Source organism: Simonsiella muelleri ATCC 29453 (assembly GCF_002951835.1).
In the GTDB taxonomy this organism is placed as follows: domain Bacteria; phylum Pseudomonadota; class Gammaproteobacteria; order Burkholderiales; family Neisseriaceae; genus Simonsiella; species Simonsiella muelleri.
This window is the reverse complement of record NZ_CP019448.1, coordinates 1,463,646-1,478,929: the sequence shown is the minus strand read 5'-3', so window position 1 is coordinate 1,478,929 and position 15,284 is coordinate 1,463,646. Positions and strand designations below refer to the sequence as shown.

The window sequence follows — 15,284 nt, the reverse complement described above, 5'->3', positions numbered from 1 at the left end:
TAAGCAATCCACTAAAAAATACACAATTTACATTAGTAAATCGTGTATTTTCATTCATTCAATCAGTTATTATTTTGCAGATTGCGTGGCCGGTACCGATGCACTACTTGGCGAATCATCTGCTTCAATGTCTGCCAAAATGTCTTCGTCAGGCTGAATGGTAAATGGTTTACCATTCAATTTCACTTGATTATTTTCCAGCAATACATTGGTTTGAATAGTATTATTACTTTGCTTAACATAACCATCTTCTGCTAAACTCTTCACAGTACCCGCCACCATTAAGCGAATGGTTTCGTTTACATCTTCCAATGCTTTTGGATCTGGATTGGTCGCACTTGCACTGGCGTCATCCGTGGCAAACAAGCCTCGCGCTTGACTAATCGCAAATTGTTCCAGCAATTGATTAGATACATCAAAGTTCACATTGGCACGCATTTTTTTCAATAACATATTGAAATCATTCAAATCATTTTTCTGCAAACCGTTAAATTGTACATCGCCATTCACTTTAATATAGCCAGATGGCGCAGTAAAATTAAAACTTTTAATTTTGAAAACAGGATTATGCACAAACAAATCTGCACCTTCCTTGCGAACAGCTTCCAAAATCATGTCTTGCGCTTGCCCTTCAGGAATTTTATCGGTAGAAATCTGCTCCCAACGTTTTTTCAAGGCAGTCAGGCTTTTACCATCTAAATGTTCCGCACTGATGTTCACATCTAAAGGACCGTATTGTTCAGTACCGTAATTAAGTTTTTCAAACGTAAAATGCCCTTCACTATCCACAAATTGCTCATCTTTTTCAGTGGTTTGTGCTTGATAAGACAATTTTTCCACATTAATATTAGATGGTGCAATGGTGCCTGTTGGATTGATGAATGCACCGATTTGTAAATCAGTAACCATATTAATTAATTCATTGATTCGGAAGTTGTAATCAATATTTTCTTTCCACGCAATGCTGAATTTACCTAATTTAACATCTGTACTGCCCAAATCCACGCCTGTTTTACCTTCTTGGGTATGAGTTTTAATGGACAAATCTTCTAAAGCAATATCGCCTTTATCCGCTAAAACAGCTTTTAATAAAGGGATTTGATATTGACTGGTGTATGATTTAAAGCCACTTTGGTAATCTACTTGCGACTGCATACCTTTCCAGTCCAATTTGATGCCCGATAATTCTTCGTATTCAAATGGTGAAACATTGGTTTCTAATTTACCGCTACCATTCAAATAAATAGTATTTTTCATGGTAACGGGAACTTTATCATTGAAAAAGCGCGATAAAACCTTTTGAACTTCGGGGTCGTATTGAAATTCACTGGTAACCGATGCACGTACTGGCGTGAAACCATCAGCAAATAAACCGTGTTTGACATGATTCACAATGGTAATTGGCTTATCTAATACGGTTTTGATGTTGGCGGGAATCTGCCCAGATAAATTAGTCAGTAAAGCGGGATGAAAACGAATGACTGTGGTTTCGGTCGCACTGAACCAGCCACGTTCATAATTGTGTGAAACCACATCAAAAAAGAATGTGTCAGATAAAATTTTATGCTGCTCTTCTAAACTTTGTTGCGCTTTAATGCCAAAGTAGTAAGGCGTACCCAAAAAGGCCGCCAAAATTACGGGAACAGCTCCGCCAATCAATATTTTTTTCATAATGTAAATAAAATAATTAGGTTAATTAAACGCGCAATTATATACCATTAAAGGCAGCCTGAAAAAAGTTTTCAGGCTGCCTAAAGCATATTCTACCAATATATTCGATATTTGTTCCGATTTAAACTTTAAACCTTTAAACCTTTAAACCGAAAAAGATGAACCACAACCACAAGTGGTTTCTGCGTTTGGATTGCGAATGACAAATTGTGAACCTTGCAAACTTTCGGTGTAGTCAATTTCCGCACCGACTAAATATTGATAACTCATTGGGTCAACAAGGAATTTCAAACCATTTTTTTCAATTTCAAAATCGTCATCATTTTTGATTTCATCAAATGTGAAACCATATTGAAAACCAGAGCAACCGCCACCGTTCACAAAAACACGTAACATCAAATTAGGGTTATTTTCTTCAGCAATTAAATCAGCAACTTTTACGCAGCAAGCATCAGTAAAAATAATAGGAGATTCGTCCGACATTTTTTATATTCCTTATGTGTGAATGTTTAATAGAGTATAAGGGCAGCTTTAAAAAAATCAAGTAATTCATTTTTCAGGCAGCCTATCTTGATGATTATAATAAAAATAAGACAAGGCAACCGAACCGCGGTGTACACACAGTACAATTAACAGAGCAAACAATGCAGTCGTATTTTTAATTTTAAACGACCAGAAAAAAGTTTCAGGCTGCCTGAAAAATAATTTTGTCAATCAAATTTACATCATCTAATCCTAAATAACTAATTTATACCATGCCAATTATCAATGAATATCCGCTTTTGGCGCATGGTTATTTTACAGGCTGCTGATTAAACTGCACAGGTAAAAAACCAAGAGTTGCCCCAAAGCAGCCCTTTTATCTAATCACAGGAACATTACCATGAGCCATTTTTTAGACAGATTAACCTTTTTTAAGCAAAAGCGTGAACCGTTTGCTGACGGACATGGCGTTTTAACTACCGAAGACCGTAAATGGGAAAAAGCCTATCGTGGTCGCTGGCAACATGACAAAACCGTCCGCTCAACACATGGCGTGAATTGTACAGGGTCGTGCAGTTGGAAAATTTACGTGAAAAGCGGCATCATCACTTGGGAAACCCAACAGACCGATTACCCTCGTACGCGCCCAGATTTGCCAAACCACGAACCACGCGGTTGCCCACGTGGCGCATCGTTTAGTTGGTATGTTTATTCAGCACAACGTATTAAATACCCCATGATGCGTGGCGTGTTGGCTGAATTATGGCGTGAAGCGCGTAAAACCAAAAATCCAATTGAAGCATGGGCTTGGATTGTGGAAGACGCTGAACGCGCTAAATCATATAAATCTCAACGTGGTTTGGGTGGTTTCGTGCGTTCAAATTGGGAAGAAGCATATGAAATGGTTGCGGCCGCCAATGCTTATACAATTAAAAATTATGGGCCTGACCGTGTGATTGGTTTCTCGCCAATTCCCGCAATGTCTATGGTGAGCTATGCAGCAGGCGCGCGTTATTTAGGTTTAATTGGTGGCGTGCCATTGTCATTCTACGACTGGTATTGCGATTTGCCACCTGCATCGCCACAAACTTGGGGAGAACAAACAGACGTAGCAGAATCAGCAGATTGGTATAACTCAAATTATTTATTGGTTTGGGGTTCAAATATTCCAATGACGCGTACACCTGACGCACACTTCTACACCGAAGTTCGTTATAAAGGCACAAAAACAGTCGCCATTTCATCTGACTTTGGCGAGATGGCAAAGTTCAGTGATATTTGGATGTCGCCACGTCAAGGCACAGATGCCGCATTAGCGATGGCAATGGGACATGTGATTTTGAAAGAATTTCACATTGACAATCCATCTGATTACTTCGTGGACTATACACGCCGTTTAACTGATATGCCGATGTTGGTGTGCTTGCAAAAAGATGAAAAAGGTTATCGTCCTGAATACACTTTACGCGCATCACAACTGATTGACCAGTTGGGCGAAAAAGAAAACACAGAATGGAAAACCATTGTTTGGGACGAAAAATCTGAAAGTTTGGCTGTACCAAATGGTTCAATCGGCTTCCGTTGGGATAAAAGCGCAAAATGGAATTTGGAAACCAAAGCTCAAGGCGATGAAATTCAGGCAGCACGTTCATTGAAAGAACGCGCTGACGATGTGGTACGCGTGGGCTTTGGCTATTACGGTGGTGAACATGACGACATGATTTACCGCAAAGTACCAGTGAAAAAAATCAAATTGGCAAATGGCGAAGAACAATTGGTTGCCACCGTATTTGATTTGTTAATCGCGCAATACGGTGTGGATAATGGTTTAGATGATGAAAACGTTGCCAAAAATTATTTTGAAGATAAACCATACACCCCTGCTTGGCAAGAAAAGCACACAGGTGTCAAACCCGAATTGGTCATTCAAGTAGCGCGTGAATTTGCACAAAATGCACACGACACCAAAGGTCGTTCTATGGTCATCGTGGGTGCGGGCTTGAACCACTGGTATCACTTGGACATGAATTATCGCGGCCTCATCAATATGTTGATGATGTGCGGTACGATTGGCAAATCTGGGGGTGGTTGGTGCCATTATGTGGGTCAAGAAAAATTGCGCCCACAATCAGGTTGGGCTCCCTTGACATTTGCGCTTGACTGGCATCGTCCAGCACGTCAAATGGCTGGTACATCATTCTTCTACGCTCACACTGGTCAATATCGCCACGAAAAATTGGGTACAAATGAATTGCTCGCGCCTGATGCAACAAAAAACTTGTGGGACGGCATGACTGCCATTGACCTGAACGCCAAAGCCGAACGCATGGGCTGGACACCATCTGCTCCACAAATGCGCGAAAATCCTTTAGACATCGCAGATGCAGCGGATAAAGCAGGCATCAGCGCAGCCGATTACATCGTTCGTGGCTTAAAAGACGGTTCGTTGGATATGTCTTGTAACGATCCTGAAAACCCCAAAAATTTCCCACGCAATATGTTTGTATGGCGTTCCAATATTTTGGGTTCGTCTGGCAAAGGGCACGAGTATTTCTTGAAATATCTGCTCGGTACACAAAACGGCTTAATGTCCGAAGAAGAAGACTGCCTGAAACCCAAAGAAGTGAACATGGGCGAAGCGCACGAGGGCAAATTGGATTTGTTCACGCTGTTAGATTTCCGTATGAATACAACATGTTTGTATGCAGACGTGATTTTTCCAACCGCAACTTGGTACGAAAAACACGATTTGAATACGTCTGATATGCACCCATTCATTCACCCATTTACGGAAGCCGTGCAACCATTGTGGCAAAGTAAATCCGACTGGGAAATTTACAAAGGTTTGGCGAAAAAATTCAGCGAATTAGCAGGCGATTATTTGGGTACACGCAAAGATATTGTCTTAACGCCATTGATGCATGACAGCCCAAGCGAATTGGGGCAACCATTTGACCCCAAAGACTGGAAATTAGGCGAATGCGAGCCAATCCCTGGTAAAACCATGCCAACAATTACCGTTGTGGAACGTGATTACAGCAAAATTTACGAAAAATACACGTCTCTTGGGCCATTATTGGAAAACGTGAACAACAACGGTAAAGGCATGACTTGGGACACCAAACACGAAGTCGAATTCTTGCGCCAGTTGAACGGTGTTCACAGCGAAGGCGCAGGCAAAGGTCAACCCAAACTAGAAACTGCAATTGATGCTGCTGAAATGATTTTGACGCTTGCCCCTGAAACCAATGGTCATGTTGCAAAAAAGGCATGGCAATCATTAGGCAAAACCACAGGACGCGATCACACGCATTTAATTAACGCCAGCGAACACACCGCTATTCGTTTCCGCGACATCGTGGCACAACCACGCAAAATCGTTACTTCGCCAATTTGGTCTGGTGTGGAAAGCGAAGAAGTGTGCTACACCGCAGGTTACACAAATGTACATGAATTAATCCCTTGGCGCACATTGTCAGGTCGTCAACAATTCTATCAAGATCACAAATGGATGCGTGATTTTGGTGTGGAATTCTGTGCTTATCGCCCTGCTGTAGATTTGAAAACCACCCAAAAATTATTGGGGATGAAACCAAATGGTCATCCAGAAATTACCTTGAACTTCCTGACTCCGCATCAAAAATGGGGCATTCACTCAACCTATTCCGAAAACTTGCGTATGCTGACTTTATCACGCGGTGGCCCACACGTTTGGGTATCCGAGATTGACGCGAAAAAAGCAGGTTTGGTGGACAATGATTGGGTAGAGGTATTCAATGCCAACGGCGCAATTGCGTGTCGTGTGATTGTCAGCCAACGCATTCCTGAAACGATGATTTTGATGTATCACGCGCAGGAAAAATTGGTTCACACACCAGCCGCGCAAACCACCAAAAAACGTGGTGGTATCCACAACTCGGTTACCCGTGCCGTATTGAATCCAACACACATGATTGGGGGCTATGCCCAGTTGGCGTATGGCTTTAACTATTATGGTACGGTCGGTTCTAACCGCGATGAGTGGGTTATCGTGCGCAAAATGAACGAGATTGATTGGATGGACGAACCTGCTGAATAAACCAGCGTCATTGTTTCAGGCAGCCTGAAAGATGTTGTTTTTAGGTTTTCAGGCAGCCTGAAAAGAAACAAACATAATAATTCAAAATATCGCGAATTTTATTTTCAGGCAGCCTGAAAAGCTGCCGCGAATCGCAAACCTATTTTAAGGAATACACCATGAAAATTAGAGCCCAAGTCGGCATGGTTCTGAATTTGGACAAATGTATCGGCTGTCACACTTGCTCCGTTACTTGTAAAAACGTTTGGACTTCACGCGATGGCGTGGAATACGCTTGGTTCAACAATGTAGAAACCAAGCCAGGTATTGGTTTTCCAAAAAATTGGGAAGACCAAGAAAAATGGAATGGCGGTTGGGTGCGCAAACCCGATGGCAAACTTGTTCCCAAACAAGGTGGTAAATTAAAAATCTTATCCAATATTTTTGCCAATCCCAATATGCCAAAAATTGATGATTATTATGAGCCCTTTACCTACGATTACGAGCATCTGCAAAATGCGCCAAAAATGAAAACACCACCTACTGCACGTCCAATTTCCGTCATCACTGGCAAGAAAATGGACAAAGTAGAATGGGGTCCAAACTGGGAAGATGATTTGGGCGGCGAATTTGAAAAACGTGCCAAAGATGTATTGTTTGAAGGCATTCAAAAAGAAATGCACTCTGCTTTTGAACAAACATTCATGATGTATTTGCCACGTTTGTGTGAGCATTGTTTGAATCCAACTTGTGTTGCATCTTGCCCTTCAGGCAGCATTTACAAACGCGAAGATGATGGCATCGTATTGATTGACCAAGATAAATGTCGCGGTTGGCGTATGTGTGTTTCAGGCTGCCCTTACAAAAAAATCTACTACAACTGGACAAGTGGCAAAGCCGAAAAATGCACATTCTGCTATCCACGAATTGAAGTGGGTGAACCTACCGTTTGCTCTGAAACTTGCGTGGGTCGTATTCGCTATTTAGGCGTGTTGTTGTACGATGCGGACAAAATTGAACAGGCTGCCAGCGTGGAAAATCCACAAGATTTGTATGAGGCACAATTGGGCTTATTTTTGAATCCGAATGATCCAGAAATTGAAAAAGAAGCTTTAAAACAAGGTATTAGTCAAAGTTGGCTAGATGCTGCCAAACGTTCGCCCGTTTACAAAATGGCAATGGAATGGAAAATCGCGTTCCCATTACACCCAGAATACCGCACCATGCCAATGGTTTGGTACGTCCCACCATTGTCGCCAATTCAATCCGCCATTGAACGTGGTTTAGTCGGCGAAAATGGTATTATTCCAAGCGTGGACGAAATGCGTATCCCATTGCGCTATTTGGCAAATTTGTTGACGGCAGGTCAAGTTGAACCCATCAAACAGGCGTTGGAAAAAATGATTGCTATGCGCCGTTTCAAACGTGGTCAAGTGGTTCATGGCGAAACATTGGAACAAACTTTGGACGGCACTGGTTTAACCGCAGCGCAAGTGGAAGAAATGTATCAAGTCATGGCAATCGCCAACTACGAAGACCGCTTTGTGATTCCAACCAGTCACCGCGAATTGGTTGAAAACACATTTGACGAAAAAGGCGCGTGTGGTTTCACATTTGGTAATGGTTGCTCAGGCGGTTCATCAGAAGAAAGCTTGTTTGGCAAACGTAAAGGCACGCCAATTGTGTTCTTTGACCGCCGCAAAGACCTTGAAGAAAATCGCGAAAAAGGAATGCGTTAATCATGGAAATCAAGCCATTAACCTATAAATGGTTGTCTGCATTGATGTGTTATCCAGAGCGCGATTTAATTGACGCATTGCCAGAGTTTCAGGCTGCCTTAAATGAATTGCCCGAGTTAAAAAACAATCCATATCGTGATGATTTGGATAAATTACTCAATCACTTAAGTAGCCATACGCTGCGTGAATTGCAAGAAGATTACGTGCTGGTGTTTGACCGTAACCGCCATCACGCGTTGTATATTTTTGAACACGTTTACGGCGAAGACCGCGACCGTGGCAGCGCGATGGTGGATTTGCTAGAAGAATACCGCCGCTATGGTTTTGAGTTGGGAGATGATGAATTACCCGATTATTTGCCTGCATTATTGGAATTTTTCTCGCATATTCCTGCTGATGAAGCACAAAAATTGCTTGGAGATGCCGTTCACGTCATCGCCCATATTGCCAAAAAATTGGATTCGTATGGTTCGCCTTATGCGGCTTTGTTGAATGCGACTGTGGCGTTGAGTCCAGTTGAACCACAACCACTCATTGACCCACCCGTACGCGATATGGACGAAGCCATGGAAACATTTGGACCTGATAATCAAGGTTTAGAACCATTGTTGAAACCCAAAGCAAGTGGCATTCAAACCGTACAATTTTATCCGCATGGCAACCGACCCATGTAATATTGGAGCATAAATCATGAATACTTTTCATCAATTCTTTTTTGGTATTTATCCATATATTTGTTTGGCGATTTTTTTCTTCGGTAGCTTGGTACGTTTTGACCGCGAACAATATTCGTGGAAAAGCGATTCTAGCCAATTGTTATACGAAGGCGATTTGAGACGTGGCAATATTTGTTTTCACGTCGGTGTATTAGCGGTTTTCTTCGGGCATTTGGTGGGCTTGCTGACACCATTATGGTTTTGGGAATTGATTGGCATCAGCCATGGCGCAAAACAAATTTTATCTATGGTTGCAGGAGGTATTGCAGGCGGTTTAGCACTTTACGGTTTGATTTTATTGATTAAACGCCGTTTCAAAATTGACCGCATCAACATCAACAGCACTTGGCGTGATAAATTAGTGTTGATTTGGATTGCGATTACCTTGAGTTTGGGCTTGCTGACTATTTTGCCAAATTTAAAACATACTGATGGCGAAGAAATGGTGAAATTCATTGAATGGGCGCAACACATTGTTACATTCCGTGGTGGCGCATCTGAATACATTGAAGATGTGGGCTTTTTATTCAAATTGCATATGTTTATGGGCATGACTTTTTTTGCCATTTTCCCATTCACGCGCATGGTTCACGTTTGGAGTGGTTTTGGTGCCTTGGCGTACATTCCACGCGCATGGCAACTGGTTCGCCGCCGTTAATTGATTCATTTAAATAAAAATAAAAACGTGTTAATCCGTATTTTGATTAACACGTTTTAAATTATTTTTTTGGGCTGAAATATTGTCAAACGTTAGAGAAATTAGAGAAAAGATAGGAGGTTTGAAAGGTTTCAGGCTGCCTGAAAATGCTTATATTAACAAAATTCAACAATCATGCCATCACCGCGCTCGGCAGCATGACGATAAAAATCGCATAATTGTTTGAAACACGCAGTTAAAGCAACTTGACGTTTTTCAGATTGCATATTCTCAAATTCATCACAACCATCAAATTGAACATCGTGCTTTTTTATGGCTTCAGGCGAAAGACCTTGTGCAACCTTATTTTGATAAGCATTAAAAATATGTAAACGTTCTGCGAAATCCACTTTAGCCAATGCGTTGGCAATTTGTGTTACGCGTTCGGGTTCTATCCAAGCTGCGCCTTTCTTACACCAGCCATCTAAATAATTTTGACCATCAATACACTCAGTTAAACAATCATTATCAGGTGAATCCACACCAGTTAACACCGATTGCAACACGCGCCACATAGAAGGAAGTGTCATGTATCGTTCATCGCCTTCTTGAGGAAGTGTGAAAACCGTATTTAGTGTTTGTCTGTCCACATTATTTTCCAGTGCATGAATAATGGCATCTAATCCAAATGGTGAATAAGCAGTGTAAATAATGCCAGACATGAGAAAACCCTTTATGTAAATAAAATGAATTTTAATAGTAAAAAAATTAAAATTGACGATTAACTGACTTCGCCGAGTTTAAGTATAACACAATCATTTTCATATTGATGTATTTTTTTAGGCTGCCTGAATAGTGCAAAACATCGTATAATATGGCAATTTGCAATCGTGTTGCATTCGCTAAATACTGACTAAAATAACTCGTAAGCAATCGGCGTGCCATTTTTTCAGGCAGCCTTAAATAATAAGAGAATAACATGAAATATCAAGATTTAAGAGAATTTATCGCCATGTTGGAACAACAAGGCAAACTCATACGCATCAAAACCCCTGTTTCCCCTTATTTGGAAATAACCGAAATTTCCGACCGCGTGTTACGCGCAGGGGGTGCTGCATTGTTATTTGAAAACCCTATTCGCCAAGACGGTACGCCATATCATTATCCTGTATTGGCAAATTTATTTGGCACAACCGAACGCGTAGCAATGGGAATGGGTGTGAGCGATATCAGCCAATTGCGCGAAATCGGTAGAACACTCGCCGTACTCAAAGAACCCGAACCACCTAAAGGTTTGAAAGATGCATTTACGAAATTGCCCTTGTTAAAAGACATTTGGAGCATGACTCCTCATGTTGTCAAAAATGCGCCTTGCCAAGAGATTATTTTAGAAGGCGATAAAGTGAATTTGTATGATTTACCTGTTCAACATTGCTGGGAGGGTGATGTAGCGCCACTGATTACATGGGGTTTAACGGTAACCAAAGGCCCACATAAAAAGCGTCAAAATTTAGGGATTTATCGCCAACAATTATTGGACAAAAATAAATTGATTATGCGTTGGTTAGCGCATCGTGGTGGTGCATTGGATTATCAGGCTTTCAGGCAGCAATATCCTGATAAACCGTATCCTGTTTCGGTGGTATTGGGTTGTGATCCTGCGACCATCTTGGGTGCAGTTACTCCTGTGCCTGATAGTTTGAGTGAATACCAATTTGCGGGCTTATTGCGCGGTTCGCGTACTGAATTAACCCAATGTATTGGAAATGATTTGCAAGTACCTGCACGCGCTGAAATTGTATTGGAAGGTGTGATTAATCCCGATGAATACGCACTTGAAGGTCCATACGGTGATCACACTGGCTACTATAATGAACAGGATTATTTTCCAGTTTTTACCGTAGAACGCATTACCATGCGCGAAAATCCGATTTACCACAGCACTTACACGGGTGCGCCACCTGATGAACCTGCGATATTGGGCGAAGCATTGAATGAAGTGTTTGTGCCATTGTTGCAAAAGCAATTTCCTGAAATTGTGGATTTTTATTTACCGCCCGAAGGTTGTTCATACCGCATGGCAGTGGTCAGCATAAAAAAACAATACGCTGGACACGCTAAACGTGTAATGATGGGTTGTTGGTCGTTTTTACGCCAATTTATGTACACAAAATTCATTATTGTGGTAGATGATGATATTGATGTGCGTAATTGGAAACAAGTCATCTGGGCGATGACCACACGCATGGACCCTGTACGCGACACGGTTTTGATTAACAATACGCCAATTGACTATTTGGATTTTGCCAGCCCCGCGAGTGGGTTAGGTGGCAAAATGGGTTTAGATGCCACCAATAAAATCGGCAATGAAACCAGCCGTGAATGGGGGCGTGTGATTATGCGCAATCCTGAAACAGTCGCGAAAGTTGATGCAATGTGGCAGGAATTGGGTTTGTAAAGAATCAATAAAATATTTTTCAGGCTGTCTAAAAATAGGCAGCCTGAAAAGTAGGTCAGTTATTTCAACAATAAAATCAAAAACAAAACCACAGCAATGACCGCCAACCACACATTTTGTTGTCGTTGACTAGCAATCAAATGTAAATAGGCATCACGCATTTCTTGCTGACGTTTTTCGTCCAACAACTGGTTAAGTTTACGCGGAATACTGGGCAAAATATCCGCCCAATCTGGGGCTTCTTCTTTCAAATTTTTCAGCAACGCGCGTGGACCAATTTGCGTGTCCATCCATTTTACTAAAAACGGTTTGGCGGTATCCCACAAATCCAATTCAGGATCCAACTGTCGCCCAAGTCCTTCAATATTCAATAAAGTTTTTTGCAGCAAAACCAATTGCGGCTGAATCTCTACATTAAAGCGGCGACTGGTCTCAAATAATCGCATCAACACCAACCCAAACGAAATCTCCGATAATGGTTTATTGAAAATCGGCTCACACACGGTACGCACTGCCGCTTCCAAATCTTCAGCACGCGTATCAGGTGGTACCCAGCCGCTCTCAATATGCGCCGTAGCAACACGATGATAATCGCGATTAAAAAATGCCAAAAAATTAATCGCCAAATAACGTTTATCGTAATCCGTCAGGCTGCCCACAATACCAAAATCCAATGCAATGTAACGCCCATCAGGTGCAACCAAAATATTACCAGGGTGCATATCTGCATGAAAAAAACCATTGCTGAATACTTGCGTAAAGAAAATTTCTACACCATAACGTGCTAATTTTTTTAAACTAATTCCTTGTGCTTTCAAAGCATGAACGTCTGAAATGGGCGTACCATCCATCCACTCAATCGTCATCACTTCACGGCTGCATAAATCAAAATACACTTTAGGAACAATGATTTGATTGGATTTTTCAAATTGACGACCCAATTGGCTGGCATTAGCAGCTTCACGCATCAAATCCAATTCATCATGTAAATATTTGTCAAATTCCGCCACCACTTCACGCGGTTTTAAACGTTTTCCATCGGTAAACAAACGCTCAATCCAAGTCGCCGCAAATCGCATCAACGCCAAATCTTGGTCAATTACCTCACCCAAATTTGGACGCAACACCTTCACCGCCACCCAAGTCCCATCAAATAACCGCGCCTTATGCACCTGCGCAATGGACGCACTGGCAACAGGTTCGCTTTCAAATTCCGCATACAATTGCGCAATTGGTTTGCCTAAAGCCCGCTCAATTTGTTGGCGCGACAAAGTCGCATCAAATGGCGGTACTTTGTCTTGCAATTTCGCTAATTCTGACGCATATGCTGGTGGAATCAAATCGGGACGCGTAGACAAAACCTGACCCAATTTCACAAAAATTGGTCCCAAACTCTCCAATGCCAAACGCAAACGCACAGGCATATTTTGTTTTTTCGCTTCAGGCGATTGCGGAATGCGGCGAACCAAATTTTCCACCCAACCATGATGAATATAAGGCAAAATAATATCCGTCAAACCATAACGGTACACAGTTTTAAGAATGGTAGTGGGACGCGAAAACCAGTTCATAATATTCGATCGTTTGTTTGGTAAAAGCAGAATTATACCGTTTAATGGTGCGTAAATGTTTTCAGGCAGCCTTTTTGTTGCAATTCAAAGGCTGCCTGAAAATATCTTTTGCCAAATAATCAATTTGCCACACAACGAAAACCCATGTTTTTCACGGTAAAATTGGCTTGCACGCTGGTTCGCATACCATAACGCATAAACGCCGCGTAGTCGCTGGGGTCGGTGCTGTTGGCTGAACCGCCACCGCAAAATAAACTACTGTCCGCCGAACCTGCGTTGAGCAAACTGCTGTTAAAATCTTCCGTCCATTCCCAAATCAAGCCGTGCATATCGTAAACACCGTAATAATTGGGTTTGGCTGCACCCACATTGCGTAAACCGCGCCTACCGCCTTCAGCGTACCAATCCAAAATCACTTTGCTGAAATTGGGGTCGCTGCTGCCATTTTTGGCTTTCTCCGATGCCAAACCCGCAAACTCCCATTCATCTATGGTGGGTAAACGCTTATTTTGCGCCCGACAATACGCATTGGCAGCAAACCAAGAAACATGCGTAACAGGATAATTTAATTCACTTTTTTTCGGATTAAATACACCGTTTTGCGCCTGCCAATGACGCAGATAATTGCCATCAGCATGGCGACTGGCGACTTTGCCACGTTGCCATTGTGGATTTTGGTGTACAAACTGGGCAAATTGCGCATTGGTTACGGGAAATTTGTCTATTTTAAATGGCTTAACAAAGGTTTGTGGCATATTTTTTTTCAAATATAAAGGACGATAATTGCCACCTTGAATGCTGACCATGTCGTTGCCAGCCGCCACAATAACGCTGCCTGAAAACAATAACGTTGCGCCCAATAAAATTGAATTAATGATTTTCATAATTTTATCCTAACTAATTAAGAACCTGTGTTCGTAAAATTGATAACTTGATTTTATTGACAATTTTTGCGAATACAAGGCGGCTATTAAGAACCTGTATTCATAGGCAACGTAAAATGGATTTTTGTTTCAGTTGGTACGAATGTCAGGCGAATTTCATGCTAATAGCGTCCCTATTAGCGTGAAATTCAACGCGGCAGGCGTGCTAAATGGGACAAAAAAGACACCTCGCTTGGCTGTGAATACAGGTTCTAAGATTATAAACATCAGGTTCTAAATAAAAATGGCGCAAATATTTTTCAGGCAGCCTGAAAAATTATTGGACTGATTTCATTTCACGCTGACGACGCGTTTCCGCCAAAACCATGCCTGCTGACACCGAAATATTCATGCTTTGCACCGTGCCAAACATCGGAATGGATACCAACGCATCACAATGCTCACGCGTCAAACGGCGCATCCCCGCACCTTCATTGCCCATGACCCACGCCACCGCTTGTGGGATGTCGTAGTGGAACAAATCCGCCTCGCCGCCCATATCCGTACCAACTACCCAAATGCCGTATTCTTTCAATTCGCGCAAGGTTCGCGCCAAATTCGTAACCGTAATATAGGGGACGGTTTCCGCCGCACCACAAGCAACTTTGCTAACAGTGGCATTCAGACCTGCACTTTTGTCTTTGGGCGCGATAACGGCATGAACACCCATCGCATCAGCCGTCCGCAAACACGCACCTAAATTGTGTGGGTCGGTAATACCGTCCAAAACCAACAAAAAAGCAGGTTCACGCAAATTATCCAATACATCTTCCAAATGAACATGATTTTTTGACGCATCAATAAAACCCACCACGCCCTGATGTCGCGCCCCTTTTGCCATCGCGTTCAAGCGGTCGGTATCGGCAAAATGTACTCGGACATTTTCTTGCGCAGCTTTTTCGAGCACTTCTCGGGTACGAACATCATTTTTATTTTCAAGAATATACAATTCGATAATGGATTTTGCGTTTTGCCACAACCGCGCATTAATCGCGTGAAAGCCATAAATTAAACGTTGATTTACCATGT

The 15,284-nt window shown here is 42.1% G+C and carries 12 protein-coding genes; 5 read left to right on the top strand and 7 right to left on the bottom strand.

What is annotated here, in order from left to right; all coding sequences use genetic code 11:
• Positions 1–69: 69 nt before the first annotated feature.
• Together BWP33_RS07225 and erpA are read right to left on the bottom strand one after the other, a co-directional pair.
• A complete protein-coding gene (locus tag BWP33_RS07225; protein ID WP_002642442.1) occupies positions 70–1,671 on the bottom strand; it encodes a YdgA family protein in 1,602 nt (533 codons plus the stop codon).
• A 144-nt stretch (positions 1,672–1,815) separates the two neighbouring features.
• Entirely contained in the window at positions 1,816–2,154 is a 339-nt protein-coding gene (gene erpA / locus BWP33_RS07220; protein ID WP_002642443.1) for an iron-sulfur cluster insertion protein ErpA, read from the bottom strand.
• A gap of 400 nt (positions 2,155–2,554) precedes the next feature.
• Here erpA and BWP33_RS07215 point away from each other — a divergent pair, with 400 nt between their 5' ends.
• The 4 genes from BWP33_RS07215 to narI all read left to right on the top strand — a co-directional run bounded on the left by BWP33_RS07215 (position 2,555) and on the right by narI (position 9,324).
• The gene (locus tag BWP33_RS07215; RefSeq protein WP_002642444.1) at positions 2,555–6,232 is read left to right on the top strand and encodes a nitrate reductase subunit alpha; all 3,678 of its coding nucleotides are present in this window, start codon (positions 2,555–2,557) and stop codon (positions 6,230–6,232) included.
• Between the two features lie 158 nt (positions 6,233–6,390).
• Positions 6,391–7,950, top strand: coding sequence for a nitrate reductase subunit beta (narH, locus tag BWP33_RS07210; protein ID WP_002642445.1), 1,560 nt, complete (start codon positions 6,391–6,393; stop codon positions 7,948–7,950).
• Positions 7,951–7,952: 2 nt separating this feature from the next.
• Positions 7,953–8,624, top strand: coding sequence for a nitrate reductase molybdenum cofactor assembly chaperone (gene narJ, locus BWP33_RS07205; RefSeq protein ID WP_002642446.1), 672 nt, complete (start codon positions 7,953–7,955; stop codon positions 8,622–8,624).
• A 16-nt stretch (positions 8,625–8,640) separates the two neighbouring features.
• Positions 8,641–9,324, top strand: a complete 684-nt coding sequence (narI, locus tag BWP33_RS07200; protein ID WP_002642447.1) for a respiratory nitrate reductase subunit gamma — start codon at positions 8,641–8,643, stop codon at positions 9,322–9,324.
• 155 nt (positions 9,325–9,479) lie between these two features.
• Here narI and BWP33_RS07195 read toward each other — a convergent pair whose 3' ends face one another.
• Both BWP33_RS07195 and BWP33_RS12415 read right to left on the bottom strand, forming a co-directional pair.
• On the bottom strand, positions 9,480–10,025 hold the full coding sequence (locus BWP33_RS07195) for a DUF1877 family protein (RefSeq protein WP_002642448.1): 546 nt from the start codon (positions 10,023–10,025) through the stop codon (positions 9,480–9,482).
• 46 nt (positions 10,026–10,071) lie between these two features.
• Positions 10,072–10,284, bottom strand: coding sequence for a hypothetical protein (locus BWP33_RS12415; protein WP_155999608.1), 213 nt, complete (start codon positions 10,282–10,284; stop codon positions 10,072–10,074).
• On the opposite strand from BWP33_RS12415, the gene ubiD reads away from it, so the two are divergent.
• Positions 10,283–11,761 (top strand): 4-hydroxy-3-polyprenylbenzoate decarboxylase, encoded by a 1,479-nt coding sequence (gene ubiD / locus BWP33_RS07190; protein WP_002642450.1) that lies wholly within the window; start codon positions 10,283–10,285, stop codon positions 11,759–11,761. The two genes, BWP33_RS12415 and ubiD, sit on opposite strands and share 2 nt — an antisense overlap.
• 59 nt (positions 11,762–11,820) lie before the next feature.
• Here the strand turns inward: ubiD and ubiB are convergent, their stop codons facing one another.
• The 3 genes from ubiB to rlmB form a co-directional block, all read right to left on the bottom strand.
• The gene (gene ubiB, locus BWP33_RS07185) at positions 11,821–13,332 is read right to left on the bottom strand and encodes a ubiquinone biosynthesis regulatory protein kinase UbiB (RefSeq protein WP_002642451.1); all 1,512 of its coding nucleotides are present in this window, start codon (positions 13,330–13,332) and stop codon (positions 11,821–11,823) included.
• Between the two features lie 119 nt (positions 13,333–13,451).
• The gene (locus tag BWP33_RS07180) at positions 13,452–14,216 is read right to left on the bottom strand and encodes a formylglycine-generating enzyme family protein (RefSeq protein ID WP_002642452.1); all 765 of its coding nucleotides are present in this window, start codon (positions 14,214–14,216) and stop codon (positions 13,452–13,454) included.
• Between the two features lie 316 nt (positions 14,217–14,532).
• Positions 14,533–15,282, bottom strand: coding sequence for a 23S rRNA (guanosine(2251)-2'-O)-methyltransferase RlmB (rlmB, locus tag BWP33_RS07175; RefSeq protein WP_002642453.1), 750 nt, complete (start codon positions 15,280–15,282; stop codon positions 14,533–14,535).
• Positions 15,283–15,284 lie beyond the last annotated feature (2 nt).